Source organism: Stenotrophomonas sp. 14P6.2.3 (assembly GCF_057799055.1).
In genome coordinates, this window is sequence record NZ_JBYOLA010000003.1 from 214,389 (window position 1) to 240,098 (window position 25,710).

General features: G+C 64.7%; 24 protein-coding genes. 12 read left to right on the forward strand and 12 right to left on the reverse strand.

Going from position 1 to position 25,710, the window contains the following annotated elements:
* Window positions 1–6: 6 nt before the first annotated feature.
* A complete protein-coding gene (locus AC27VL_RS04465) occupies window positions 7–471 on the forward strand; it encodes a GNAT family N-acetyltransferase (protein WP_488765640.1) in 465 nt (154 codons plus the stop codon).
* Window positions 468–773, forward strand: coding sequence for a hypothetical protein (locus AC27VL_RS04470; protein ID WP_100463718.1), 306 nt, complete (start codon window positions 468–470; stop codon window positions 771–773). The genes AC27VL_RS04465 and AC27VL_RS04470 overlap by 4 nt, the downstream gene beginning before the upstream one ends.
* A 123-nt stretch (window positions 774–896) precedes the next feature.
* Here the strand turns inward: AC27VL_RS04470 and AC27VL_RS04475 are convergent, their stop codons facing one another.
* Window positions 897–4,481, reverse strand: a complete 3,585-nt coding sequence (locus tag AC27VL_RS04475; RefSeq protein WP_488765642.1) for an ABC transporter permease/M1 family aminopeptidase — start codon at window positions 4,479–4,481, stop codon at window positions 897–899.
* 12 nt (window positions 4,482–4,493) lie between these two features.
* Window positions 4,494–5,393 carry an ABC transporter ATP-binding protein gene (locus AC27VL_RS04480; RefSeq protein WP_100551784.1) on the reverse strand — a complete coding sequence of 300 codons (900 nt, stop codon included), beginning with the start codon at window positions 5,391–5,393 and terminating at the stop codon, window positions 4,494–4,496.
* A 212-nt stretch (window positions 5,394–5,605) separates the two neighbouring features.
* Between AC27VL_RS04480 and AC27VL_RS04485 the strand changes: the two genes are divergently transcribed.
* The 3 genes from AC27VL_RS04485 to AC27VL_RS04495 all read left to right on the forward strand — a co-directional run bounded on the left by AC27VL_RS04485 (window position 5,606) and on the right by AC27VL_RS04495 (window position 9,883).
* Entirely contained in the window at window positions 5,606–6,262 is a 657-nt protein-coding gene (locus tag AC27VL_RS04485; protein ID WP_488765644.1) for a hypothetical protein, read from the forward strand.
* 80 nt (window positions 6,263–6,342) lie between these two features.
* Window positions 6,343–7,839, forward strand: coding sequence for an ATPase domain-containing protein (locus AC27VL_RS04490; RefSeq protein ID WP_488765646.1), 1,497 nt, complete (start codon window positions 6,343–6,345; stop codon window positions 7,837–7,839).
* Window positions 7,829–9,883: a PAS domain-containing protein gene (locus AC27VL_RS04495; protein WP_488765648.1), complete on the forward strand. Its 2,055-nt coding sequence runs from the start codon at window positions 7,829–7,831 to the stop codon at window positions 9,881–9,883. The genes AC27VL_RS04490 and AC27VL_RS04495 overlap by 11 nt, the downstream gene beginning before the upstream one ends.
* 94 nt (window positions 9,884–9,977) lie before the next feature.
* Here the strand turns inward: AC27VL_RS04495 and AC27VL_RS04500 are convergent, their stop codons facing one another.
* From AC27VL_RS04500 to AC27VL_RS04515, 4 genes are all read right to left on the reverse strand, one after another.
* Window positions 9,978–11,009 (reverse strand): LacI family DNA-binding transcriptional regulator, encoded by a 1,032-nt coding sequence (locus AC27VL_RS04500; RefSeq protein WP_236509253.1) that lies wholly within the window; start codon window positions 11,007–11,009, stop codon window positions 9,978–9,980.
* Window positions 11,010–11,127: 118 nt separating this feature from the next.
* A complete protein-coding gene (locus AC27VL_RS04505; RefSeq protein WP_488765649.1) occupies window positions 11,128–11,418 on the reverse strand; it encodes a hypothetical protein in 291 nt (96 codons plus the stop codon).
* 8 nt (window positions 11,419–11,426) lie between these two features.
* Complete coding sequence (locus AC27VL_RS04510; protein ID WP_488765651.1) at window positions 11,427–12,209, reverse strand: hypothetical protein; 783 nt, start codon at window positions 12,207–12,209, stop codon at window positions 11,427–11,429.
* Window positions 12,206–12,919, reverse strand: a complete 714-nt coding sequence (locus AC27VL_RS04515) for a hypothetical protein (RefSeq protein WP_488765652.1) — start codon at window positions 12,917–12,919, stop codon at window positions 12,206–12,208. Before AC27VL_RS04515 ends, AC27VL_RS04510 begins: the two co-directional genes overlap by 4 nt.
* Before the next feature lie 571 nt (window positions 12,920–13,490).
* On the opposite strand from AC27VL_RS04515, the gene AC27VL_RS04520 reads away from it, so the two are divergent.
* From AC27VL_RS04520 to AC27VL_RS04540, 5 genes are all read left to right on the forward strand, one after another.
* Window positions 13,491–14,072 carry a single-stranded DNA-binding protein gene (locus tag AC27VL_RS04520; protein ID WP_488765654.1) on the forward strand — a complete coding sequence of 194 codons (582 nt, stop codon included), beginning with the start codon at window positions 13,491–13,493 and terminating at the stop codon, window positions 14,070–14,072.
* Window positions 14,073–14,277: 205 nt separating this feature from the next.
* Window positions 14,278–15,168: a hydroxypyruvate isomerase family protein gene (locus AC27VL_RS04525; RefSeq protein ID WP_488765699.1), complete on the forward strand. Its 891-nt coding sequence runs from the start codon at window positions 14,278–14,280 to the stop codon at window positions 15,166–15,168.
* A gap of 27 nt (window positions 15,169–15,195) precedes the next feature.
* Window positions 15,196–16,881 (forward strand): GMC oxidoreductase, encoded by a 1,686-nt coding sequence (locus AC27VL_RS04530; RefSeq protein ID WP_488765655.1) that lies wholly within the window; start codon window positions 15,196–15,198, stop codon window positions 16,879–16,881.
* On the forward strand, window positions 16,881–17,456 hold the full coding sequence (locus AC27VL_RS04535; protein ID WP_191077478.1) for a gluconate 2-dehydrogenase subunit 3 family protein: 576 nt from the start codon (window positions 16,881–16,883) through the stop codon (window positions 17,454–17,456). Before AC27VL_RS04530 ends, AC27VL_RS04535 begins: the two co-directional genes overlap by 1 nt.
* 14 nt (window positions 17,457–17,470) lie before the next feature.
* Window positions 17,471–18,214 carry a 3-keto-disaccharide hydrolase gene (locus AC27VL_RS04540; RefSeq protein ID WP_488765700.1) on the forward strand — a complete coding sequence of 248 codons (744 nt, stop codon included), beginning with the start codon at window positions 17,471–17,473 and terminating at the stop codon, window positions 18,212–18,214.
* Window positions 18,215–18,224: 10 nt separating this feature from the next.
* Here AC27VL_RS04540 and AC27VL_RS04545 read toward each other — a convergent pair whose 3' ends face one another.
* From AC27VL_RS04545 to AC27VL_RS04565, 5 genes are read right to left on the reverse strand one after another with little or no spacing between them, the layout of a single operon-like run.
* Window positions 18,225–18,521, reverse strand: coding sequence for a c-type cytochrome (locus AC27VL_RS04545; RefSeq protein ID WP_089239438.1), 297 nt, complete (start codon window positions 18,519–18,521; stop codon window positions 18,225–18,227).
* A gap of 14 nt (window positions 18,522–18,535) precedes the next feature.
* Complete coding sequence (locus AC27VL_RS04550; protein ID WP_100551794.1) at window positions 18,536–19,402, reverse strand: sugar phosphate isomerase/epimerase family protein; 867 nt, start codon at window positions 19,400–19,402, stop codon at window positions 18,536–18,538.
* A gap of 19 nt (window positions 19,403–19,421) precedes the next feature.
* On the reverse strand, window positions 19,422–20,546 hold the full coding sequence (locus AC27VL_RS04555) for a Gfo/Idh/MocA family protein (RefSeq protein WP_100551795.1): 1,125 nt from the start codon (window positions 20,544–20,546) through the stop codon (window positions 19,422–19,424).
* A 12-nt stretch (window positions 20,547–20,558) separates the two neighbouring features.
* On the reverse strand, window positions 20,559–21,776 hold the full coding sequence (locus AC27VL_RS04560; RefSeq protein ID WP_100551796.1) for a nucleoside permease: 1,218 nt from the start codon (window positions 21,774–21,776) through the stop codon (window positions 20,559–20,561).
* Window positions 21,777–21,803: 27 nt separating this feature from the next.
* Window positions 21,804–22,856, reverse strand: a complete 1,053-nt coding sequence (locus AC27VL_RS04565) for a sugar phosphate isomerase/epimerase family protein (protein WP_488765657.1) — start codon at window positions 22,854–22,856, stop codon at window positions 21,804–21,806.
* A 95-nt stretch (window positions 22,857–22,951) separates the two neighbouring features.
* On the opposite strand from AC27VL_RS04565, the gene AC27VL_RS04570 reads away from it, so the two are divergent.
* A complete protein-coding gene (locus AC27VL_RS04570; RefSeq protein ID WP_488765658.1) occupies window positions 22,952–23,959 on the forward strand; it encodes a LacI family DNA-binding transcriptional regulator in 1,008 nt (335 codons plus the stop codon).
* Between the two features lie 34 nt (window positions 23,960–23,993).
* On the opposite strand, the gene AC27VL_RS04575 is transcribed toward AC27VL_RS04570, so the two are convergent.
* A complete protein-coding gene (locus AC27VL_RS04575) occupies window positions 23,994–24,386 on the reverse strand; it encodes a DoxX family protein (RefSeq protein WP_100551799.1) in 393 nt (130 codons plus the stop codon).
* 268 nt (window positions 24,387–24,654) lie between these two features.
* Here AC27VL_RS04575 and AC27VL_RS04580 point away from each other — a divergent pair, with 268 nt between their 5' ends.
* Complete coding sequence (locus tag AC27VL_RS04580; RefSeq protein ID WP_243381682.1) at window positions 24,655–25,698, forward strand: alpha/beta hydrolase; 1,044 nt, start codon at window positions 24,655–24,657, stop codon at window positions 25,696–25,698.
* The last annotated feature ends 12 nt before the right edge of the window (window positions 25,699–25,710 follow it).

The following is a 25,710-nucleotide window of genomic DNA, read 5'->3' on the forward strand; positions in this document are numbered from 1 at the left end:
TTCGCCATGGAATTCAGGGTGCTACCCGCTGACGCGCCGGAAAGGCTGCAGCTGGCACAGTGGTACAACGCGCAATGGGGCCGGGACGCCGGCGTGTCGCTGGAGCAGGAACTGCAGCGGCTCAACCAGCCGCAGGATGCGGAAGGCTTTCCGCACCTGATCACCGCATTCGATGGCGCCCAGGTGGCAGGCGCGGTGCAGCTCAAGCGCCGGGAGATGCAGGGCTTGCCGCAGTACGAGCATTGGCTGGGCAGCGTGTTCGTGGCCGACAGTCATCGTGGCCGCGGGCTGGCCAGCGGATTGGTCGAACAGGCTGCGGCGCAGGCGGTGCGGATGGGCGTCTCGCATCTGTACCTGCAGACCGAAGCCCTGGATGGCGGCCTCTACGCGCGGATGGGCTGGACGCCCCTGCAGGAAGCCGACAACCACGGCTATCGCGTACTGGTGATGGTACGGGAGCTGGGCGCATGACCGCCGCTTCGGTACACCATTCCCGCCTGGCGCTGGTCTTCCTGATCGGCGCCATCGTCGCAGCACTCATCGCCATGCCATTGCTGCGCGCGGTCGGTTTCGTGCAGTGGCCGGTGTTCGTCATCGCCTGGCTGATCAACCTGGGGGCGGCCTGGCATCTGGGGCAGTGGGCGCGGCAGCAGGGCCGTTCGGAGTTTGCCTTCATGTTGCTGGCTGCACTCGGCACCGTGGCGTCGATCGTGATCTACGTGCTGCTGGCGGTGCTGGGGCCGAAGGCCGGTTCGCAGAGCCCCGCAGCGTAGCCGAGGGCGTCAACGGGGCAGCACGGCATCCACGCATGGCGTGGATGCGTTCCAGTAGATCCACGCCATGCGTGGATGCTTCCGCAAACGATGCCGGCCCGAAGGCCGGCACCATCACGCGTGTTACATCGTCACCTTGCGCCGGTTGTCCTCGCTCACCCGGTCGATCAGCTTGTTGTACGGATCGAAGCCCGCCTCATCCGGCCTGGCATCCACCGTCACCGTGATCTTCGGCTCGGCCGTGGTGATGTGGTGGCGCTGCAGGTACAGCACCTTCTGGTCATGTTCCTTGCCGGACGGACCATTGGCGAACACACCAATCTCCACCCAGTCATCCATCGTGCCGGCGGTCTCCTTGCCCTTGCCATCGGCGTACTGCTTGCTGGCATGCAGGTCCAGGGTCACGTCGTAGCGTCCGTCGGCACGCTTGCGCGCGCTGGCGGCCAACAACCGGTTGTCGTAGAAGCTCATCTTCTCGAACAGGTCGGTGACCAGCTGCTGGCGGTCGGCGGGCGTTTCGGCGCGAATGTAGGCCAGCAGCTCCCGCGAGGTGGTGTACGGCGGCTGCTGGTAGCCCTTGTCCTGCAGGAAATGCTTCAGGGCACGGTTCAACGCCTCCTCGCCGATTTCCTCACGCAGCCGGTAGAACACCAGCGAGCCCTTCTGGTAGTGGATGTACTGCTGGTTCTCCACACGCTCCAGCGGCAGCTCCTCGATGGCCTCACCGCCGCGCCCGGACAGGTAGCCATCCAGCTCGCGCTTGAGGAACTGGCGCATGTGCTGGCGACCGTATTCCTGCTCCATCACCATCAGTGCCGAATACTGCGACAGCGACTCGGACAACACGGTTGCGCCCTGCACGTTGGCGCCGATCACCTGGTGCGCCCACCACTGGTGCGCGACTTCGTGGGCGGTCACGTAGAACACATAGTCCACCTTGTCCGGGTCGCGCAGGTCGGCGATGAAGCCGATCGACTCCGAATAGGGAATGGTGTTGGCGAAGGACTGGGCGAAGCGCTGGTAGCCCGGGAACTCGATGATGCGTACCTGGCGATGCTGGTACGGAGTGAAGTTGGCTTCGTAGTAGGCCAGCGACTTCTGCACCGCGTCGATCATGCGGTCCACGTTGTAGCCATGGGCGGGATCGAAATACACCTCGATCGGGATGTTCTTGTACTTCGCCCGGCGAACCTCCCAGCGTGCCGACAGGTAGGCGTAGAAGTTCAGCATCGGCCGGTCCATCGCATAGCTGAAGCAGCGCCGCCCGTTCACCGTGGTCTCGTGCTGCAGGTAGCCCGGCGCCAGTGCCACCTGGTCCGGTGCGGTGCAGATGGTACTGCGGAAGTCGAGCCAGTCGGCGTCGTTGGTGACGTAGTTGTTTGCGCGTGCGGCTTCGTCTTCCAGCTTGGGCATGCGCCGTGGCTCGCCGAGGTCACGCTTGCGCCGCTCGTTGCGGTCGCTGATCTCAGCGCCTTCGTTGTAGCCGAAGGACGGCAGTACGCGGCTGTTGAAGAAGCTGCCGTTGTCGACGATGTTGCTCGGCGCCTGATCTGCGGTGATGCCATCGGGCTGCTGCACCACACGGAAATGGATGCGGCGCTCTTCGCCCGGCTGCAACGGCGTGGCCAGGCGATAGATGCGGTAGCCAAGGTCGGCGTCGTGCATTGACAGCGTCTGTCCACCCAGGTCGACGGCCACCAGCTGTTTGTCGTCGGACGCAGCCACGTGCACCTCCTGGATGGGCGCGGCGTGGGTGTTGCGGATCGTCCAGTTGGCGTCGATCACCATCGACTGGGTTTCGGGACGCAGGTCCACCCGGTTGTCCACGGCGATGATGCGCGGCTGCGGCAGGTTGCGGTATTTCGACAGTTCGCGTTCGTAACGGGCCTGCAGGTCCAGCTGCTGGTCCGGCGAAAGGAAATCGTTGCGGATGTTGGTGCTCCAGTACAGCCAGCCGCCTACCGCGATGAACGCAACTGTGGCCAGCGCTGCCATCGCGCCGGTCGGGCCACGCAGGCGTCGCCCGGCCAGGGCAAGCCGCTGGCGCAGGCCCTGGCTGACGCCACGTACCCAGAACGCCGATGCCAGGCACATCAGTGCCAGCAGGAACAGCGCCCAGTAGCCCTGGAAGGCCAACTGTCCGGTCAGGAAGTGGCCGTAGCCGTTCATGTCCGAATAGGGGGCAATCGGCCAGCTGCCGAAGTTGTAGATGTTCTGGGTGTAGTCGAGCATGCCCAGCACGCCCTGGCCGATCATCACCACGATCAGCAGCGCGTAGCCGAAGAACTTGTTGTTGGTCAGCACCTGCAGCACCAGCGCCAGACCGCCCATCAGCACGTACACCACCGAATCCAGCGCAAGGCTGCGCAGGTACAGCAGCGGTTCGAGATGGGTATAGCCCTTGGCCAGCTGCACGGCCATGGCTGCCAGCGCGCCGGCCGCCTGGAAGCAGGCGATCACCGCCAGCAGTGCGACGAACTTGGCCAGCAACGGCACCCAGTTGGGTACCGGCATCGCATCGTTCACCTCGTTGATGCGTGCGCCTCGCTCCTTCCACACCAGCTCACCGGCGAAGAACAGCACGATGATGATCAGCAGCCAGCTGAAGGCGCCTTGCAGGGCCATGATCATCTGCGAGGTGACTGGCCAGATGGAGGTGCCGTACAGCGTCTGCCGGAACAGCGCGGACGGCAGGAAATTGGCCAGGCCCAGCACCAGCAGCACGATGAAGGGCACGCTGCGCAGCACGCCGCGTGTATCGAACCGCACCTGGCGCAGGAACTGCCGCCACGCGGTGCCTGTACTGAACACCGGCGTCACCCGCGGCAGCGTGGTCGTTGCCGGTCGCAGCGGCGCGGGATCGGCTGATGCCACCGCCTTGCCGCGCCCCCAGCGCCGGCGGCCGCTGCCGCTGCGCTCGGTACGGAACAGGGCGAAGGTGGCGGCGAACAGCGCGGCGGCCACGGTCAGCCACAGCACCCGGTTGGCCAGCAGGTAGCCGGCCAGTTCCGGAATGCCGCTGTTGCGCTCTTCGGTGGACCAGTAGCGGATGGTGCGCGACAGCGCACGCATGCCCAATGGCTCGGTCAGCACCGCGATCCAGGTGTTGTCGATGTCGCGCAGCAGGGCGGCGCTGACCCCATACAGTACGAAGTAACCGACCACGCCGATGTACACCCACAGGATCGAACGGGTGGTCACCGCCAGCAGCGACAGCAGTGCCGTGGTGAACAGCAGGTTGGGAATGACCACCACCGCGAAGGTCCAGCCATAGCCGGCCCAGTTGGTGGGCCCCAGGCGCTCGGCATCGACCCAGGGCATGAACTGCGCCACCAGTATGCCAACGGCGATCAGCACGTATACCAGCAGGCCCGACACCAGCGCTGCGGCGATGCGCCCGGCCAGATAGTGGCGGCGTTTGATCGGGCTGGCGAAGATCAGTTCGGCTGTGCCCAGTTCGAAGTCACGCAGCAGCGCATTGCTGACAAACAGGGTGGACACCAGCATGCCGAGCAGGGTGAAGATGCCCAGCATCGAGGCGACGACGGTGGGGGCATTGCTGTGCACGTTGCCGCTGCCGCCCCCGATCTGCACCGCATCGCTGGACGCGGCGCCGAAGGCGAGCAGGGCGAACAGACCGGCAAACAGCCACAGCAGCGGGGAACGCAGCTGCTCGCGCAGCTCGAACCGGAAGAAGTCGAGGGTCATGGTGTACTCCGCTCAGGCTGCACGGGCACGCGCCTGCAGGCGCAGGCGCTGGAAATACACGTCCTCGAGATCGGGTGCGACCGGCGCGAAGCCATCGCCCGGGTCGCTGGCGCTGTGCACGTGGATCACCGGACGGCCCCCCACCAGGCGCGAGGACAGCACCGTGTAGCGCGCCTCATGGTCAGCCAGTTCCGATGGGTCCACCTGCTTGCGCCAGACCTGCTGCTGCAGCGCGTCGATCGCATCGGTGGGGCGGCCGGTCAGCAGCACCTGACCCTTGTTCATGATCGCCATGGTCGGGCACAGGTCGGTCACGTCCTCGACGATGTGGGTGGACAGGATCACCGCCACGTTCTCGCCGATGGCCGCCAGCAGGTTGAGGAAGCGGTTGCGCTCTTCCGGGTCGAGCCCGGCGGTGGGCTCGTCGACGATCACCAGACGCGGGTCGCCGAGCAGCGCCTGGGCGATGCCGAAGCGCTGGCGCATGCCCCCGGAGTAGGTGCCCAGCTTGCGCTTGCGTGCATCCCACAGGTTCACCTGCTGCAGCAGGCCATCGACCACCTCGCGACGCTGGCCACGCTGGGTCAGGCCCTTCAGCACGGCGAAGTGCTCCAGCAGGTCCAGCGCGCTGACCTTCGGGTACACCCCGAAGTCCTGTGGCAGGTAGCCCAGGCGGCGGCGCACGGCGTCCTTGTCGCGCAGTACGTCGATCGGTGATTCACCCGGAATGCTCAGGGTGGCACTGCCACTGTCAGCCTCCTGCAGGGTGGCCAGGGTGCGCATCAGCGAGGATTTCCCCGCGCCGTTCGGGCCGAGCAGGCCGAACATGCCGCGGGGAATATCCAGGGTGACCCCGTTCAACGCGTGCACGCCGTTGGCGTACGTCTTGGACAGCGAATCGATCTTCAGCATGCGACGTACACCTTTCCGTGTGTTGATCTGCTGTTTATCGCGCTGAACGGGGCCGCGTCATGCCCCTTTGGTCATGGTGCCGCCAGTCGTGGGCCGTCGGCGCAGCGCAGGGGGCTGGCTATACTCGTTCAGCCCAACGCGGAAAAGGACATCCGGTGCGCATCGCATTCTGGTTCAACTGGTTGCTGTTGATCTCGCTCAGTATCGGGTTGGTGCTGTCGCTGGCCGATTTCCGTACTGCCACGCACTACGCATCCGCACCGCTGTTGCTGGAACCAGGCACGCAGCTGGTGCTGGAGACCGAGCGGCTGTTGCCTGGTCGGCCGCAGCTGTCGTTGACGTTCCAGCGGCCGCCGCGCAGGTACGACCAGCCGGATCCCGTGCTCGGTGACTGGCAGAACAGCGAGCATGCTGGTTTTCTGCGCTTCCGCACGCCCGGCGAGCCGATCAGGCTGAAGGTCGAGCATGACGGGCGGCACGCACTCTATCGGGCGATGCCGGTCGGTTCGCATGGCTCGGGCGAGGTGACACGCGAGTTCACGCCGGACGAACCCGGGTTACCGCCCAGCGATTTCCGGTGGCCGCCACTGGCCCCGCCACTTACGCTGGGTGCCGGCGCCCTGCACCTGAAGATCACCGTTGTGGAGGTCGGGCCTGGCCTGCGTGGAGAAACCGCGACACTGGGCCTGGCGCCTGGCCTGCAGATGAAAATGGCCGACGCCGACTACGGTTGGCTGCCGCTGCTGTTCTTCGTCAAGCAGGGGCTGCAGCTGCTGCTGGCGCTGTACGCGGTGCTGATGCTGGCGTGGAGCTGGCGCATAGGCCGCCTCCGGTGGCGGCGCAGGGCGGGCGCCGTGAAAAATTCCTGAATGCGTTGGCATCGGTGCGCTGGATCACACAATCCGTCCACAGCGGCGTCGCTAGGCTCTGACCCTCTTTTGTCATTGCCATGCAGGCGCACATGCGGATCGTAACCGGGGTAGAGGGGCTGGACAGCATTCTGGGCGGCGGGCTGCCGCAGGCGCGCCTGTACCTGTTGGAAGGCCCGCCCGGCTCCGGAAAGACCACCTTGTCGCTGCAGTTCCTGCTGGAAGGGCTGCAACGCGGCGAACGCTGCCTGTACATCACCCTGTCCGAGACCGCCGAAGAGCTGCGGGAAGTAGCGTCGGCGCATGGCTGGTCGCTGGATGGCCTGCACCTGTTCGAGCTGGGCTCGGCCGAGGGGGCCATGGGCAATGGCCGCCTGCAGTCGGTGCTGCACTCGTGGGAAATGGAGCTGGACGAGACGGTCAATCTGATCATGTCGAAGGTAGACAGCATCGGGCCGACCCGCGTGGTGTTCGATTCGCTGTCCGAACTGCGCCTGCTGGCCCAGGATTCGCTGCGCTATCGCCGGCAGATCCTCGCACTCAAGCAGTTCTTCGCGCCCAAGAGCGCCACGGTGATCCTGGTGGACGACCTGACGTCCACCGGCGATGAGCGCGATGGCCAGCTGCACAGCCTGTGCCACGGTGTGTTGTCGCTGGAACGTCTTACTCTGGATTTTGGCCCGGCCCGCCGCCGGATGCAGGTGCAGAAGCTGCGGGGTGTCGATTTCGTTGCCGGTTACCACGATATGGTGATCCGTAGTGGTGGGGTGCAGATCTTCCCGCGCCTGATCGCCTCCGAGCATCATGGCCGGTTCGTCGGAACGCCCATCAGCAGCGGGGTAGCGGAGATCGACCGGCTGCTGGGTGGCGGGCCGCTGCGAGGCACCTCCACGCTGCTGACCGGCCCGGCCGGCAGCGGCAAGACCAACGTGGCACTGCAGTACGTGTGGGCGGCCTGCGAACGCGGTGAGCGCAGCTGCATCTTCGAATTCGACGAGCGGGTCGGCACGTTGCTGGCGCGCGCTTCCGCGCTGGATATCGACCTGGACAAGCACCTGCAATCGGGTCTGCTGGAGATCCTGCAGATGGACCCGGCCGAAGTGTCGCCGGGTGAATTCTCCTGGAACCTGCGCAAGGCCGTGGAAGAGCGCAACTGCAGCGTGCTGGTGATCGACAGCCTCAACGGCTATGTCACCGCCATGCCGCAGGAAAAGCAGCTGATGCTGCAGCTGCACGAGATGCTGTCCTATCTGAACCAGAAGGGCGTGGCGACCTTCCTGATCAACCCGCAGCACGGCCTGGTCGGCACCATGTCCACCGGCAGCCTCAACGTGTCCTACATCGCTGATGCGGTGGTGCTGTTCCGCTTCTTCGAAGCCAAGGGGCGCATCCGCAAGGCGATCTCGGTGATCAAGAACCGCGGCGGTGCGCATGAAGACACCATCCGCGAACTGAAGATCGACGGGCGGGGTATCACGGTCAGCGCCGCATTGGCCGATTTCCAGGGAATCCTTACCGGCACGCCCGAATTCGTAGGCGACAGCGCGGCGCTGCTGGGCCAGTCCGATGTCCGATAGCGATGATGGCGGCACGGTTGTCCGCATCGTTGCTCCCTTCGGCCGCGACGCCGACAGCATCGCGGCGGTGCTGGCCAACGCGGGCCTGAAAACGCACATCGCACCCGGTCTGGAGGTATTGGCCAGCCAACTCGATGACCGCACCGGGCTGGTGGTGGTCACCCAGGAAGCGGTGGCACGCGGCAGCGATGTGCTGCAGCAGGCGCTGCAGCAGCAGCCGGCCTGGTCGGACGTCCCGTTCATCCTGCTGCGCTCGGCGCGTTCCTACCGGCGTTCCACCCGCGAACCCTTGCTGCCCGGCTCGATCAACGTGGTGGAAATGGATCGGCCGTTGGGAAGCATGTCGTTGCTCAGTGCAGTGCAGGGTGCGCTGCGTGCGCGCGCAAAGCAGTTCGTGGTGCGCGACCAGGTCACCGCGTTGGCCGATGGCCGTGCGGCGCTGGCGCGCAGCGAGTCCGAATTGCGCCTGATTGCCGATGCGATGCCGGTGCTGATCGCGTTCGTCGATCGCGCGCTGTGTTTCCGCTTCGCCAACAGGGCCTATGAAAGCTGGTTCGAACTGGCCACCGGCGAAGTGATCGGCAGGCATGTGCGCGAGGTCATCGGCGAGCCGGTGTGGCAGCAGCGTCGGCCGGCGATGGAAGCCGCATTGGCCGGCCGCGAGGCGGTGTTCGAAATCGTCTGGCCACATCGCGTACACGGACGTCGGGACTGCGAAGTGCGTTACTCGCCGCGCCGCGATGCTGATGGTCGCATCGACGGCTTCCATGTGTTCATCACCGATATCACCGCCGCCAAGCTGGCGCTTGCCAGCAGCCAACAGCACGCGCACGCGCTGGAGGCGATGGTGGCCGAGCGTACCCGTGAACTGCAAGCGCAGATGGCCGCGCGCGAGGCCAGCGACGCCGCACTGCGGCAGTCGCAGAAGATGGAAGCGATCGGTCAGTTGACGGGCGGCATCGCCCACGACTTCAACAACATGCTGACCGGCATCCTGTCCGCGCTGGACATCGTGCGCCTGCGTCTGGACATGGGCCGGGTCGACGACCTCGAACGTTTCCTCGACACCGCCACCGCCTCGGCCCAGCGTGCGGCGGCGCTGACCCAGCGCCTGCTGGCGTTCTCCCGACGGCAGTCGCTGGATGCGCGGCCGGTGGAGATCAACACATTGCTGGTTTCGGTACAGCACCTGCTGCACAGCACCCTGGGCGAAGCCGTGCGTATCCGCGCCGAGCCCTCGCCGCTGCCGTTGCACGCTACGCTGGATGCCAACCAGTTCGAAAGCGCGCTGTTGAACCTGGCCATCAACGCGCGCGATGCGATGCCGCACGGTGGCGATCTGACCCTGCGCGCATCGGCGGTGAGCGTACGCGAGGGGCAGTACAGGGCCGTGCCTGCTGGCGACTACGCGATGGTGGCGGTGGCCGATACCGGTGCCGGCATGGCGCCGGAAGTGGTCGAGCGCGCGTTCGAACCCTTCTTCACCACCAAGCCCATCGGCAAGGGCACGGGCCTGGGCATGTCGATGGTGTACGGCTTCATGCAGCAGTCCGGCGGCCACATCGCCATCCAGTCCAATGTCGGCCAGGGCACGACGGTGCTGTTGTTCATTCCGTTGTCGGAAGCCGTGGCGGAGGACGAGCCTGCAGCCTCGCAGCCGATCCGGCGGGGCGCGGGCCAGTCCATCCTGGTGGTGGAGGATGACGAGCAGGTACGGATGCTGGTGACGGTGGTGCTGGAGGACCTGGGGTATCAGGCCCAGGTGGTGGGTGATGCCGATGCAGCCATCCCGATTCTGGCCTCGGCGCAGACCATCGACCTGCTGGTCACCGATGTCGGGCTGCCGGGGCTCAACGGCCGCCAGTTGGCGGAGATCGCGCGGCAATCGCGGCCAGCGCTGCCGATCCTGTTCATGACCGGCTATGCGGAAAAGGCACAGGAACGCGCGGCCTTCCTCGATGAAGGCATGGCGATGATCGCCAAGCCTTTCCTGCTGGATGAGTTCAGCATGGCGGTACGCACGGCGATGCCGGGCGGCGCGTAGTGGCGTAGGTCCTGTAGAGCCGAGCCCATGCTCGGCTGCCGTTGGCCTTGCGTCTCATGCATTCTGCCGAGCATGGCTCGGCACTACAAAAGTGCTAGGTGCGCAGCGACGACTCGCGCACCACCAGCTTCACCGGAATGCTCTGGCCTTCCACCGGCTGCCGGCCGATCAGCGCCAGCAGCTTCTCCACCAGCAGCTGGCCGGCCTGCTTGGTGTCCTGCTGCACGGTGGTCAGTGGCGGCGACACCGAGGCGGCCAGCGGGATGTCATCGAAGCCGGTCACCGCCACGTCCTGCGGCACCCGCAGGCCCTGCTCGCGCAGGGCGCGCACCGCGCCAATGGCAATCAGGTCGCTGGCCGCGCAGATCGCATCGATGGAACGGTCCTGGGCCAGCAGTGCCAGGCAGGCCTCATGACCGGACGCCTCGGTGGTGATCGCATCGTGCTGCAGCGCCGGGTCGGCCGCCAGGCCGTGTGCACGCAGCGCTTCGACGTGGCCGCGATAGCGCTCCTCGAATTCCGGGTAGTGGCTGGAGGCATGGCCGAGGAAGGCGATGCGGCGGCAGCCCTGTTGCAGCAGGTGGGCGGTGATGTCATGCCCGCCCTGGAAGTTGTCGCTGCCGATCGACACGCCCGGCTGGCCGGGCAGGGCCGCGCCCCAGCGCACGAAGTGGGTGCCCTGTTCGACCAGCCGCTGCAGGCGGTCGCGCGACTCGTGGTAGTCGCCATAGCCGAGCAGGATGATGCCATCGGCCTTGTTGCTGTCTTCGTAATCGGCCTGCCAGTCGGTGGACAGTTGCTGGAAGGACACCAGCAGGTCCTGCCCGTGCAGCGCGCAGGCACGGGTGATCGAGCCCAGCATCGAGTGGAAGAAGGGGTTGATCAGCGAGTCGTCATTGGTCGGGTCCTCGAAGAACAGCAGGGCCAGGGTGCCGGCATTGCGCAGGCGCAGGCTGGAGGCGTTCTTGTCGACCTTGTAGTTCAGCTCGCGGGCGATGCGCAGGATGCGCTCGCGGGTCTCGGCGTTGACCATCGGGCTGCCGCGCAGGGCCCGCGAGACCGTGGGCTGGGAGACCCCGGCCAGGTGGGCGATGTCCAGGGAGGTGGCTTTGCCTTTGATGGTCATGTTGAAGATGAGCTGACACAGGCTGCGATGATGCCATGCGTCCGGCGACGGATGCAGATACGCCCACGCGGATGTGGGACTTCCTGAAGCTGGTTATGAAAATCCAGGGGAACCACGTTCAGCCGAATGTGCCCGATTTTCGCCTGAGATGGCCTATGAGTGATGAGACGGATGCGAGCAGGCCGATCGTGTAAAGGGCAGCTGCGCAATAGGCGTAGCCCAGATGCATATTGAAGTAAGGGACACTTTTCAGGATGAATGCCCCGATGAAGAACGGTGCTGCCAGTGGGCACGCGATAGCGATCAGGCTGGCATGGAAAGGCCAGCTCCTCCGTCCGCTGAAGAGTGCAGGAAATGACAACATTGCAATCAATGCGTGAATGGCGGCGAGGGCGGCAAGAATGATCATGAGATCCTTCAGTTCAGTCCGGCGATTTTTCGCATGGAAGAATAGCTGCTCATGACCGCAGCAGGATCCATCTTCTCGTTGATGGCTGAGTATGCTTTCAGCAGCTCTGCGGATCTGCTGTCACCCAGCTCTCCGGCGACACTCATCGAGGCCGGGATAGGGGCATCCACTCCGCCTGTAATGGCGCTGGTCGCCCCGAACATATAGGCGGAGAACGGGCTTGGGTGGAACTTGAGAAGTCCAGCAGCCGCTACCTGGGTGTCAATTGCAAGCTGTTGGTACTTGTCACGAATGGCTGGGGATGTCTGGAATAATTCAGTGATATTCTCTGCGCCTGAAGAAGAGATCAGGTTTTCAAGCGTTTCCAGTTGCCGGTCAACATGAAACGCCTTGGCGTTGATGTTGCCCTGATTCATCTGCTCGAGAAGCTCCTCGTTCGAAAGGTCTCTGGCGTCGAGCCATTCTTTTTCAGTTGGAAATCCAAGGGCGAGTGCCTCGCTCTCCGGTTTTCCATCCAGTCCACGGAATATGTCGTGATATCTCGATGAGAGGTTGGCCAGATATTTCCGATCATCTTCCGGTAAGGTGGCCTTGTTGCCACTCCATCGGAAGAACTGAGTTGCAGTGGTTTTTCCGTTCGCGACATTTGCAGTCTCGACATTGGAGTCTTCCGGCGTTGGGGTGTGTTTAGCAGCCCCGTTCCTTGAAGCTGCTTCAGGTTGGCACGCGATCAATGCCATCATCGATAGCAACGCAAGCACTGGAGCTTTGGACGAATGATCACTGTTCATGGGTTGCACCCGTTTGCCTTCATGTCGTATATCCAGGCTGCACAGGAGTTTTCGCTGAGTGCCGTGGCATAGGCTTCATTTGAACCATTTGTGGTGGAAACCGCACCGTGGTACATGCCGGCATACCCCATGCAGATATTGAAGGTGTCGGGGCTTGATTGGCCTGAGCAGGCTGACTCCATTGATTCTCTGAATTGAATGTCGCATGTTCCGCGATCCATCGCACCTCCCCAGCACGTATCGTGACCATTGCATGCGTTCAGGAAGCTGGTGCCGGCGAATGGCGCGTCAAGGTCTCCGGAGTAAGTGGAAGAATTGGCTTGGGAAAGAGCGCGATCCAGAAACCAGTTTGCTCTGGGGCCAGTGCCACATCCATTGGGTGTCCAGCCGGGACTGAAGCCTGGGGCTGAAGGCGGTGATTCGAAGCTGCAGTTGGCGGGCCGATTCTGCCTCATGGATCTGCACACTTTGTCCTGGTCCAGTGCGGGCGGTTCATCAGGATGGCGCTCATGAATCTCCAGGAAACGCTCATTGGCCGAGAACGATTCTTGATTGACCGCATTGAAGCATGCTGTTCCCAAGCAGCTGAAATCTCCACCGCCGACTCGAGGTGCTGTGACCTTCACTGGGGGGAGGCTGACTGTTTGAGAATAAGCGGTGAATCCAAGTGATGCGATGAGGAGCAGTGCCAAAGCGAACTTCATGTTCATTTCCGATCCTTGATTTCCACGCTGGTTGCGTGATTGGGCAACTGATTCCAGTGGAACATGTGCTGCGCTTTCCTTGACGTTCGCACATGCGTCCTTTGTCTATTGCTGGTTCTCCACTTGTGCCGGCAAGCTTATCGCCGCTGGACGTCTGGCGTCTGTAGTGGTTTCCCATTTTCTGCATTGGGAAATTGCTGTTTGCGGCGTAGGTTTGTTCTGTACATAATGCCTTGGATTAACGCAGTCGATGCCGCGGGTGAAATATATTGAGGATCGATTGCGTTTTAAGATGCCCGATGGCCAGTTTCCTGCCCATCTCCATCCGTCTCTTTATTTGAGAATTGCGGCGGCGTCTTCAGTGGCCGGGATTGCTCACGTTCCGTAGAAGCTTTGCCAGACATTAAGGCAACCTCCCATTGATTCCGGGGGCGTCTCTGACAGGGCTGGAGGGGCACGGGATGGTAGACTGGGTCGTTCCTGCATTCCCCCCAAATCCCTGGGGCGGTCCTGTCCAGCAGTCCCGCCGGGGCTGTGGTAGAACAGCAACCGCCCTGTACAACGGACGAACACACCTATGGCGCGCGGCATCAACAAAGTCATCCTGGTCGGCAACCTCGGCAACGACCCGGACGTGAAGTACACCCAGGCCGGCATGGCGATCACCCGCATCAGCCTGGCCACCACCAGCGTCCGCAAGGACAAGGATGGCAACCAGCAGGAGCGTACCGAATGGCACCGCGTGGTGTTCTTCGGCAAGCTCGGCGAGATCGCCGGCGAGTACCTGCGCAAGGGAAGCTCGGTGTACGTCGAAGGCAGCCTGCGTTACGACAAGTACACCGGCCAGGACGGCGTGGAGAAGTACTCCACCGATATCGTCGCCGATGAAATGCAGATGCTGGGCGGCCGCGGTGAAGGCGGCGGTGGCGGCGGCGGTGGCAACTTCAGCGGCGGCGAGCGTCCGCAGCGCCAGCAGGCCCCGCGCCAGGAGTACGGCGGTGGTGGCGGTGGCGGTGGCAACGCGCGTGGCGGCCAGGGCGGTGGTTACAACCAGGGCGGCAACCAGGGCGGCGGCTACGGCCAGCAGCGTCCGCAGCAGCAGCCGCAGCAGTCGGCCCCGCCGATGGATGACTTCGCTGACGACGATATCCCGTTCTGATCGAACGCTTGTCAGCAGGAAGAACGAAAGCCCCGCCCATGCGGGGCTTTTCTTTTTCCCGCAGATCCCTGTCGACGTTGTGCCCCGCAGCATGGACTTTCGTGCACTGCGTCTTGCAAAAAAACAATTTCCTCCCCATGGTGCAATCGATTGCATTGCAGCGAAATCGTCAGCGTTTGATACCGGTTGGGAGGCCGGAAAGTGGATGTCCATCCATTCGATCAGACCGGGCCCAGGGCTCACGCGGCGCGATGCGCTGCGCATCGCGGTTGCCGGCAGTCTCGGCCTCGGGGCTGCGGGCGTTCTGCCTGCGTTTGCAGCCACCGCGCCACTCAAGGGCAACCTGAAGCATTCCGTCGCCCGCTGGACCTTTCCTGAGCAGTCGATTGCCCAGCTTTGCCAGACGGTGAAGGGCATCGGGTTTGCCGCCATCGATCTGGTGGGCCCGGAGGACTGGCCCACGCTGAAGGCCCATGGCGTCTACAGCTCGATGTGCAACGGCGCCGAGCTGGGCCTCACCAAGGGCTTTGCCGGTCGTGAGTTCCACGATCAACTGGTGGAGCGCTACACGCGGCACATCGATCTGGTCGCCGATGCCGGCTATCGCAATCTCATCTGCTTTTCCGGCAACCGCAACGGCATGGATCCCCAGGACGGCATGGTCAACGCCGAGGCGGGGCTCAAGCGCATCCTCGGGCATGCCGAGAAGCGCGGTGTGGTGCTGGTGATGGAGCTGCTGAACTCCAGGGTCGATCATCGCGACTACCTGTGCGACCACTCCGCCTGGGGCGTGGAGCTGTGCCAGCGGCTCGGCTCGGACAACTTCGGTCTCCTGTACGACATCTATCACATGCAGATCATGGAGGGCGACATCATCGCCACCATCGGCAAGCATCATGCCTGCTTCAAGCATTACCACACCGCCGGCGTGCCTGGACGGCATGAGATCGGGGACCAGCAGGAGCTCAATTACCCCGCCATCTGTCGCGCGATCCGCGACACCGGTTTCGATGGTTATCTGGCGCAGGAATTCATGCCTGCAGCGCCTGATGCCGTTGGCTCGCTGCGCGAGGCGATCCGCCTCTGCGACGTCTGAAACGATATCCACCCAGGTGATAGACCCATGGCAGATAATCATTACGACGCCATCGTTGTTGGCTCGGGAATCAGTGGCGGTTGGGCGGCAAAGGAACTGACCGAGAAGGGCCTGAAGGTCCTGATGCTGGAACGCGGACGCAACATCGAGCACGTCAAGGACTACGTCAATGCGATGAAGGAGGCGTGGGATTTCCCGCATCGCAATCGGCCAACCCAGGCGATGAAGGCCGATTTCCCGGTGTTGATGCGCGACTACGCCCTGGCCGAGAACCTGCAGGGCATGTGGGCCGACGAACAGGAATCGCCCTACATCGAGACGAAGCGATTCGACTGGTTCCGCGGCTATCACGTGGGCGGCCGTTCGCTGATGTGGGGGCGGCAGAGCTATCGCTTCTCCGACCTGGATTTCGAAGCGAACCTCAAGGACGGCATCGCCGCCGACTGGCCGATCCGCTACGCCGACATCGCGCCCTGGTACGACCATGTGGAGAAGTTCGCCGGCATCGCCGGCACGCGTGAAGGGTTGGACGTGTTGCCGGACGGCGAGTTCCTGCCGCCGATCCCGTTGAACATCGTCGAAAAGGACGTGGCCGCGCGGATCCAGAAAGCCTTCGGCGGAACGCGGCACATGATCCACTCGCGCACCGCCAACATCACCAAGCCCATGCCCGAGCAGGGCCGCGTCAACTGCCAGTACCGCAACAAGTGCATTCTCGGCTGTCCCTTCGGTGCCTACTTCTCGACCCAGTCGGCAACGCTGCCGGCGGCCATGAAGACCGGCAACCTGACGTTGCGGCCCTTCTCGATCGTCAAGGAAGTGCTCTACGACAAGGACCGCAAGCGTGCGCGCGGCGTGGAGGTCATCGACGCAGAGACCGGCCAGACCTACCAGTACACGGCCAAGGTCATCTTCCTCAACGCGTCCTCCTTCAACTCGACCTGGCTGCTGATGAACTCGGCCACCGATGTGTGGGAAGGCGGGCTGGGCTCTTCGTCCGGCGAACTGGGGCACAACGTGATGGACCATCATTTTGGTGCTGGTGCCTCGGGCCGGGTCGAGGGCTACGAGGACAAGTACTACTTCGGCCGCCGTCCCTGCGGTTTCTACATTCCGCGGTTCCGCAACATTGCTACGGACAAGCGCGGCTACCTGCGTGGGTTCGGCTACCAGGGCGGTGCCAGCCGCACCGGGTGGTCGCGCGAGATCGCCGAGCTCAACATCGGTGCCGATCTGAAGGAGGCGCTGACCGTGCCCGGTGACTGGCGCATCGGCATGACCGGCTTCGGTGAAATGCTGCCGCACCACGACAACACCATCCGCCTGGACCGCGACCGCAAGGACAAGTGGGGTCTGCCGGTGCTGGCGATGGACGTAGCCATGCGTGCCAACGAACTGGCGATGCGCAAGGACATGGCTGCCGATGCCGCCGAGATGCTGGAGGCGGCCGGCGTCAAGGACGTGGAGATGCACGACAGCGACTACGCTCCGGGCAAGGGCATCCACGAGATGGGGACCGCGCGCATGGGGCGTGACCGCAGGACCTCCGTGCTGAACCAGCACAACCAGGTGTGGGATGCGCCCAATGTCTATGTGACCGACGGTGCCTGCATGACCTCCAGCGCCTGCGTGAATCCCTCGCTGACCTACATGGCGTTGACCGCGCGCGCGGCCGACCACGCCGTGCGCGAACTGAAAGCGGGGAATCTCTGATGGATCGCCGCGAACTGTTGAAGATGATCGTCGCCGCCACCGGCGCGGCCATGGTCGGCCTGCCTGCGCTTGTTCATGGGCAGGCGCCGGCTGCCGGTACGAAGCCTCACTTCTCCGACGCCGATGTCGGCACGTTGGACGAGATCGCCGAGACCATCCTGCCACGGACGAAGACGCCGGGGGCGAAGGACGCCGGCGCCGGTGCTTTCATGGCGACGTTCGTCAGCGACTGCTACACCGCCCGGCAGCAGGCGACGTTCCGCGCCGGCCTGACCGATATCGACAAACGCGCCGGTGGCCGCTTCATTTCACTCGCGCCGCAGGCCCGCACCGAACTGCTGCGCACGCTGGATGCCGAGGCGAGGAAGCGCGCGGTCGATGTAACCGAAACCGGCACTGCCGAGGAAGGAGAAGCGATGCCGCATTACTTCACGATGATCAAGCAGCTGGCCATCTTCGGCTTCTTCACCTCGAAGGTCGGTGCGACCGAAGTGCTGCAGTACGTTGCCGTGCCGGGCCGCTACGACGGCGACCTCGCCTATGTTGCCGGCACGCCCGCGTGGGGGACCAGCTGATGGAAAACGCCATGATGATCCGCTCTCTGTTGCTTGCCGCCGGCCTGCTGGTGGTAGCGCCCGCATTCGCGCAGGCCGGCGCCGATCCTGCGCGCAATCCAAAGAAGACCGAAGTGTGGACGCCTGTGCCTGCAGTCGTGGCCACCCCTGCGGGGAAGGCTCCTTCCGATGCGATCGTGCTGTTCGATGGCAGGGATCTTTCGCGCTGGGAGTCCGAGCAGGGTGGGCGCGTGCCTTGGACCGTAGCCGACGGCGCGCTGACCGTGGTGCCGGGCAGCAAGGGCATCCGCACCAGGCAACGCTTCTGCGACATCCAGTTGCATGTCGAGTGGCGCACGCCCACCGATACGAAGGGCTTCGACGGCCAGAACCGGGGCAACAGCGGCATCTTCCTGCAGGAGCAGTATGAGCTGCAGGTGCTCGACAGTTACAACAATCCGACCTATGCCAACGGCCAGGCGGGCTCCATCTACAAGCAGGCCATGCCGCGGGTGAACGCTTCGCGTGCCCCGGGCGAGTGGCAGGCCTACGACATCCTCTGGAAGGCACCGCGCTTCTCGCCGGGTGGCGGGCTCACTTCGCCCGCGCGTATCACCGTGCTGCACAACGGCGTGCTGGTGCAGGACGACACCGTGCTGGCGGGCAAGACCGAGTACATCGGCGCGCCCTCGTACTCGCCACATGCGTGCGCGCCGATCTATCTGCAGGAGCATGATTCCAAGGTCAGCTACCGCAACATCTGGGTGCGCGAACTGTAACGGCTGCCTGCTACTTCGCCAGGAAACTGGCGATGTCATCGATTTCCTGCTGCGACAGCTGGGAGAAGGGCGGCATCAATCCGCCGCCCTTCCTGATCTTGTCCTTGATCTGCGCCGGTTGCAGCCGCTTGCTGACGTCGGTGAGGGCGGGGAACGCGCCCGGCATGCCCGCACGGTCTGCGCCATGGCAGGCCGTGCAGTTCGCGGTGTAGAGCTTTGCGCCGGCGGCAGGGTCATCCTTGCACCACGCCGCAGTCGTAAACACAGCACAGGAAAGAACCACGGCCACTGTCAGGATCGTCTTCAAGGAGGTCTCCTTCGCTAGCGCTGTGCGCTGGCGGGCAGGGTGACGGTCAGGTGTTCCCGCAGGTAATCCGCGCCGGTCTGGATGACTTTGGCCGGGTCGCGCGGCTGGTCGTGCTCGACGATGTACCACTGCACGCCGGCCTTTGCCGCGGCCGGCAGGATCGCCTTCCAGTCCAGCACGCCCTGGCCGACGGCGGCAAAGCCACCCTCGTCTTCGGCCTGGCCTTTGGGTGCGTTGTCCTTGGCGTGTACCGCGAACAGCCGACCGCGGAATTTCGCCAGCATCACCGCCGGGTCCAGGCCCGCACGCGCGACCCAGGCCAGGTCCAGCTCGGTCTGCAGGTCGGGCCCCGCCGCTGCGAACAGCAGTTCCAGTCCTGTCCGGCCATTGAAGTCGACGAGCTCGAAATCGTGGTTGTGGTAGGCCAGTCGCATGCCCTTGGCGCGTACCTGTTTCGCGATCCTGCCCAGCTCCGTGCCCAGTGCGGTCCAGCCCGCGGCATCGGTCGGCCGATCCTTCGCGTCCAGGTATGGCACCACCAGCGTGGTGTTGCCGATCAATCGGTTGAAGGCCACCACGCCGTCAAGGTCCTTGCGCAGCTCGGCCAATGGCACGTGCGAGGAAATCGCCTTGATCGAATACCTCCCCAGCAACTGCTTGAGTTCGGTAGCGCTGACGCCCTGCGTGCCCACCGTTTCCACCGCACCCACGCCCGCGTCTTGGACGATCTTCAGCTGCTGCTCAAGCGAGCCGGCATTGCGCAGGGTGTACATCTGTACCGCGATGGGCTTTTGTGGGCCGGCAGCTTCGCGTGCGAAAGCGGGCAGGGCAGCGAGCAGCAGCACTGCGAGCGTCGCAGCTCTACGAACAGGGGTGTTCATCAAAAGATCCTCCCGGGATTCAACCGATGGCGGTCCAGGCGCGCGTCCTGGCCGATGTGATGACGCGGTCGACGATCTGCGCCGAGCGCATGCCGTCTTCGAAGGTGGGCAGGCCGTGCGGCCGCTCGCCTTCGATGGCGCGATAGGTGTCGGCAACAAATGCTTCGAAGCAATGGCCATAGCCCTGCGCGTGCCCCGCCGGCAGCACCGACAGCCGGCGCTGTTCGGCACTGCCGGCGCCTGGCCCACGCACGAAGATTTCCTCGCGCTGCTCGGGCAGGCCGATCCACAGCCGCTCGGCGTCCTCCTGGTTGAAGGCCACGCTGGCTCTGGCGCCATCGATCTCGAACCAGAGGCGATTGCGGCGTCCCGCCGATACCTGACTGACCGTCAACGATGCCAGCGTACCGGCGCCGGTACGGAACATCGCCGCGGCCACGTCCTCGCTCGCCACCGCCTGCATCGCGCCACCTGCCGCCGCTGTCGTGAAGCTCTTGCCGGTGTCGGCGCTGCGTTCGGCGATCACCGTGTCGAACGCCGCGCTGACCTCGGTGAAACGCTCGCCGCTGACCCACTCCACCAGGTCGCACCAGTGCGAGCCGATGTCGGCGAACACGCGCGATGCGCCGCCCAGTGCCGGGTCCACGCGCCAGTTGTTGCTGGCCGGGTCCAGCAGCCAGTCCTGCAGGTAGCTGCCATGGATCAGGTGCAGCGGTCCCAGTTCGCCCTGCGCGATGCGTGCGCGCGCCTCGCGGACGACCGGGTGGTAGCGGTAGACGAAGGGCACCGTGGCGATCAGTCCGGTCGCGGCAGCCAGCGCAGCCAGGGCCGCGGCGTCTTCCAGCATGGTGGCCAGCGGCTTCTCGCAGATCACATGCTTGCCGGCCTGCAGTGCGGCCTGTGCCATGGAGTGGTGCAGATGGTTGGGCGTGCAGACATGCACGACCTGGACCTGTGGGTCGGCGACCACCTCCTCGATGTCCCGATAGCCGCGTGGAACATTCCACGACTGCGCCACTTCAAGCGCGCGTTGCGGGGAGGAGGCGGCCACGCCACGGATATCGGCGCCGGCCAGCAGTGCCGCGCGGCGATGCACGGCAGCGATCATGCCCGTACCGACGATGGCGATTCCAAGCTTTGGCATCGGGTAGTGTCCTCAGGGCGTGGAAGGTGCGGCCGCGACCACCGGCCGGTCGCGGAACAGCAACAGGAAGGCGACCAGCACGATCAGCGCGACGCCTGCCGGGAACAGCCAGATCTGCTGCCAGTCCGGTCCCGCCGCCGTGGTGAAGTGCTCCACCACCGCGCCGGACAGGAACGTGCCGATCAACATGCCCACGCCGTACGTGGCCAGGGTGATGAAGCCCTGCGCGCTGCTGCGCGCGGCCGGGCCGGCATGCGCATCGGTGTAGATCTGGCCGGTGACGAAGAAGAAGTCGTAGCAGATGCCGTGCAGCACGATGCCGATCACCAGCAGCGAGAAGCCGCCGCCTGCATCGCCAAAGGCGAACATGGCATAACGCACTACCCACGCGGCCATGCCTACCGCCAGCATCGTCTTCACCCCCAGCCGCACGAACAGGAACGGCATGGCCAGCATCAGCAGGACTTCGGAGACCTGCCCCAGCGACTGCAGGCCCGCTGCGCCGCGCACACCGAGATCATTGAGGTACGGGTTGGTGAAGTTGTAGTAGAACGCCAGCGGGACGCAGATGGCGATGGACGACAGGAAGAACACCAGATACGAGCGTGACTTCAGCAGCCGCAGCGAATCCAGCCCCAGGATCTGTCCCAGCCCGGCATCGCGCTGCTGCGCCAGCGGCGGCGTATGCGGCAGGGTGAACGCGTACAGACCGAGGGCCAGCGACGCCATCGCCGCCATCCGGAATGTCAGCTCAAGCCGGTGCGCCTGCTCCCAGCCCAACCAGCCGATCAGCACGCCGGCCACGATCCAGCCGATGCTGCCGGCCACGCGCACCGGGGGGAATTGTTTCTCGGGCGATTGCATGTGCCGCATCGCCACGCTGTTGGCCAACGCCAGCGTCGGCATGAACAGCAACATGTAGCCCATCACGCAGGCGAAGAACGTGTTGAAGTCCGTCGCCGTGGACGCCAGCCACATCAGCGCCGCGCCGGCCAGGTGAAGTACCGCGAGGATGCGCTGGGCGGCGAAGTAGCGATCCGCGATCAGGCCGACCAGGAAGGGGGCCACGATGGCGCCGATGGACTGGCTGAGGAAGGCCGTCGCCACCTGGCTTGCACTGGCCTGCAGCGGGCCTTGGACGAGATAGGTTCCCAGGGTCACGAACCACGCGCCCCAGATGAAGAACTGCAGAAACATCATCGCGCCCAAGCGCGACATCGCGTGCGTCATGGCTTGCCCTCCCGGGGCGGTATCGGCTCAGATTCCCAGCATGCGGTGCAGTGAAGCGGCGTCCGTGCCGCTGTCGGCAAAGTCGTCGAAGGCGCGTTCGGTCACGCGGATGATGTGGTCGCGGATGAAAGCGGCTCCTTCCCGTGCACCGTCTTCCGGGTGCTTCAGGCAGCACTCCCACTCCAGCACTGCCCAGCCGGGGAAGTCGTACTGCGCGAATTTCGAGAAGATCGCCTTGAAGTCGATCTGCCCATCGCCGAGTGAACGGAACCGGCCTGGACGATCGATCCAGTCCTGGTAGCCGCCATACACGCCACTGCGCGCGCTGGCGTGATATTCCGCATCCTTGACGTGGAAGATGCCGATGCGCGCGTGGTAGCGGTCGATGAAGCCGAGGTAGTCCATCTGCTGCAGCAGCATATGGCTGGGGTCGTACAGGATCTTCGCGCGGGGATGGTGGTCCACCACGTCGAGGAAGCGCTCGAAGGTGGCGCCGTCATGCAGGTCCTCACCCGGGTGGATCTCGAAGCACAGGTCCACGCCGCACGCGTCGAACGCATCCAGGATGGGGCGCCAGCGGCGGCCGAGTTCGGCGAAGGCTTCTTCCACAAGACCAGGCGGTCGTTGCGGCCAAGGGTAGAAATACGGCCAGGCCAGCGCGCCGGAGAACGTGGCATGCGCCGTCAGCCCCAGGCGCTGGCTGGCCTTGGCGGCCAGCAGCAGCTGCTCCACCGCCCAGGCCTGGCGGGCGGCAGGATCACCGCGTTTGTCCGGCGGCGCGAATCCGTCGAACAGGCTGTCGTAGGCGGGATGGACGGCGACCAGCTGCCCTTGCAGGTGAGTGGACAGTTCGGTGATCTGCAGGCCATGTCCGGTCAGCATGCCGGCGATGTCGTCGCAGTACGCCTGGCTGTGCGCCGCCTCGGCCAGATCGAACAGGTGGGGCGCGCTGGTCGGCACTTGTAGGCCAGAATAGCCCAGGCCCGCGGCCCATCCGGCCAGCGTGTCCAGCCGATCAAAAGGAGCTGTGTCGCCGATGAACTGCGCCAGGAACAGCGCTGGACCCTTGAGCGTCTTCAACGTGATTCGCCCTCGATGCAATCGATTGCATTATCCTAGCAGGGGCTCACGCAGGACCTGTTGTGCACTGCACAGCGGACAGGAGAACTAACGCCATGGCCACCATCTACGACATCGCAAAGCACGTCGGCGTCTCTGCCGGCACGGTGTCGCGAGCCCTTTCCCGGCCGGACAAAGTCCTGCCGGCGACCCGCACGCGCATCGAGCAGGCTGCCGCTGCGCTGGGCTATGTTCCCAACACCGTTGCCAGGACGCTCAAGACCCAGCGCAGCGGCAAGATCCTGGTTACCGTGCCGGACATTGCCAACCCGTTCTTCGCGCAGATCCTGCAGGGCGCGGAGGACGCGGCGCAGGCCGTCGGCTACGCCGTCCTGCTGGGCGATACCCAGAACCTGCCCGAGCGCGAGGAGCGCTACGCGCAGATGCTCCGGCGCAACGAGGCCGATGGCCTGATCGTGCTGGGGCATCGCCTGCCGCCGACAGCGCGCGATATCGTCGAGCAACGGGGTGTCGCCGCGCCGGTGGTCAACGGCTGCGAGTTCGACCCCGCGCTGGGCATTCCCAGCGTCCACATCGACAACGCCGCCGCCGCGCGCGCGGTGATGGAACACCTGTACGGCCTGGGGCATGAGCGGATCGCCGTGGTAGGCGGGCCGCCCGACAATCCGCTGCACACGCAACGGCTGGAAGGGGTTCGCGCCGCCGGCACGGCGCGTGGCCGCCTGCGCCACCTCAGCATCGTGCCGGGTGACTTTTCGGTGGAGTCCGGCCATGCGGCCGCGATGGCGCTGTTGGCCGTCGCGCCGGCGCCCACCGCGATCTTCTGCTTCAGCGACCAGATGGCGCTGGGCACCCTGGCAGCCTGCCGGGATCTGGGCATCCGCGTGCCGGATGACGTCTCCATCGTCGGCTTCGATGACCTGGCGTCATCGCGTTACCTGACGCCTCCGTTGACGACCATCAGGCAGCCGATGCGGGAGATCGGCGAGCGCGCGGTCAACCTGCTGCTCGCCATCATCGAACAGGCGGACGTGCCGCGTCAGCAGACGCTGGAGTTCAGCCTGATGGTGCGGGGCTCGACGGCGTCGCCCAGGGGCAGGTGAGGGCGGCGCAGCGTGGTGCCGCGCCTTCCCCGCCTCAGGGCTTCCCGCGCTTCGCGTCCACGCTGTAGCGCCCTGGCCCGCTGCACGCCAGCAGCAGGAAGCCGCCGGCGATGGCCAGATTCTTCAGGAACATGATCTGCTGCACCGGGTCGGCCAGCTGGTGGTGGAAGATGAAGGCCGTGACCAGGCTGAAGGCGGCCAGCACCGCTGCCACTGCCCGGGTCTGGAAGCCGAACAGGATGCACAGGGCCGTGCCGATCTCGAACAGGATGGTGGGCCACAGCAGGATGCCGGGAAGACCCATCGCCGCCATGTAGCCCTGTGTTGCCGCCGGGTCGGACAGCTTGCCCAGGCCGGATACCAGGAACAGCAGCATCAGCAACACACGGGCGGCCAGCTTCGCAAGAGAGTGAAGTGATGTGTTCACGGCAACGTCCTCAGGGTGGGCAGCGTGGATGGAGGTCGAGAACCTGTGCGGGCATCGAAGCCCATCACGAGTGAAGTCGGTGTTGAGACCAACAGCTCCGGCATCCTGCGGGACAGGTCCTTCGATTCATATCCCACACGCATGAGTGATATCCAGCTGATGCTCTGTTTCCATCAGTGCGCGGCCGTTAGCGTGGGGGCTCGTCGAATGAGCACGTGCCCCGATGCCAGCCAGAGCTACCTTCCGCACCCTTCTTCCGCGCACAGGCATGCTGGTCGCCCTGTTGGCCGTAGCCAGCCTTGCATCGGCGGCAGTACCGCAGCCGCTGCAGATACAGCAGCAGGGCAGCCTGCTTGCCGGCGGTTCGGTCGCCACTGCGCCGGGTACGTTCGATCCGTACCGGCCGCTGCTGCCTGAAGGTCAGACCTTCCATGGCGACCATGTCTATGCGTTCTACCAGATACCGGTAAATGCCCGGCCATTGCCGATCGTGATGCTGCATGGTGCGGGCCAGTCGTCCAGGAGCTGGGAAACCACGGCCGATGGGCGCGAAGGTTTCCAGAACCTCTTCCTGCGCCGGCGCTTTGCGACCTACCTGCTGGACCAGCCCCGGCGCGGAAAGGCCGGCAGGAGCATGGTCGAGCAGACCATCAAGCCATTGGCCGATGAGCAGTTGTGGTTCAACCAGTTCCGCATCGGCGTATGGCCCGACGCGTTCGCGGGCAGCCAGTTCCCGCCTGGCGGAGTCGCCCGCGAGCAGTTCTTCCGCTCCATGACACCCAATACCGGGCCCTACGACAGCGCGGTTGTCGCCCAGGGGATCTCCGCGCTGCTGGACAAGACCGGCCCAGCGATCCTGTTCACCCATTCGCAGGGCGGTGGGCCCGGTTGGCTTGCCGCGATCAGCAACCCCGGCGTGCGCGCCATCGTTGCGTTCGAGCCAGGCAGCGATTTCGTGTTCCCCGAAGGCGAAGCACCGGCACCCATCACCAGCGCATTCGACACGCTTGTGCCACGCGTCGTTGCGCAGGACCAGTTCGATGCGCTGACCCGCATTCCGATCCTGATCTTCTACGGCGACAACATACCCGCCGACCCCGTGAGGCTGCCGGCCCAGGACAGCTGGCGGGCGCGGCTGCAGATGGCGCGGCTGTGGCGGGACGCCGTCAACCGTCATGGTGGCGATGTGCGCCTCATCCATCTGCCGGAGATCGGCATCAAGGGCAACAGCCACTTCATCTTCTCCGACCTCAACAACATCGAGATCGCCGATCTCGTATCGACATTCCTTGCCGACAAGCACCTGGATTGAAGGGAGACATCC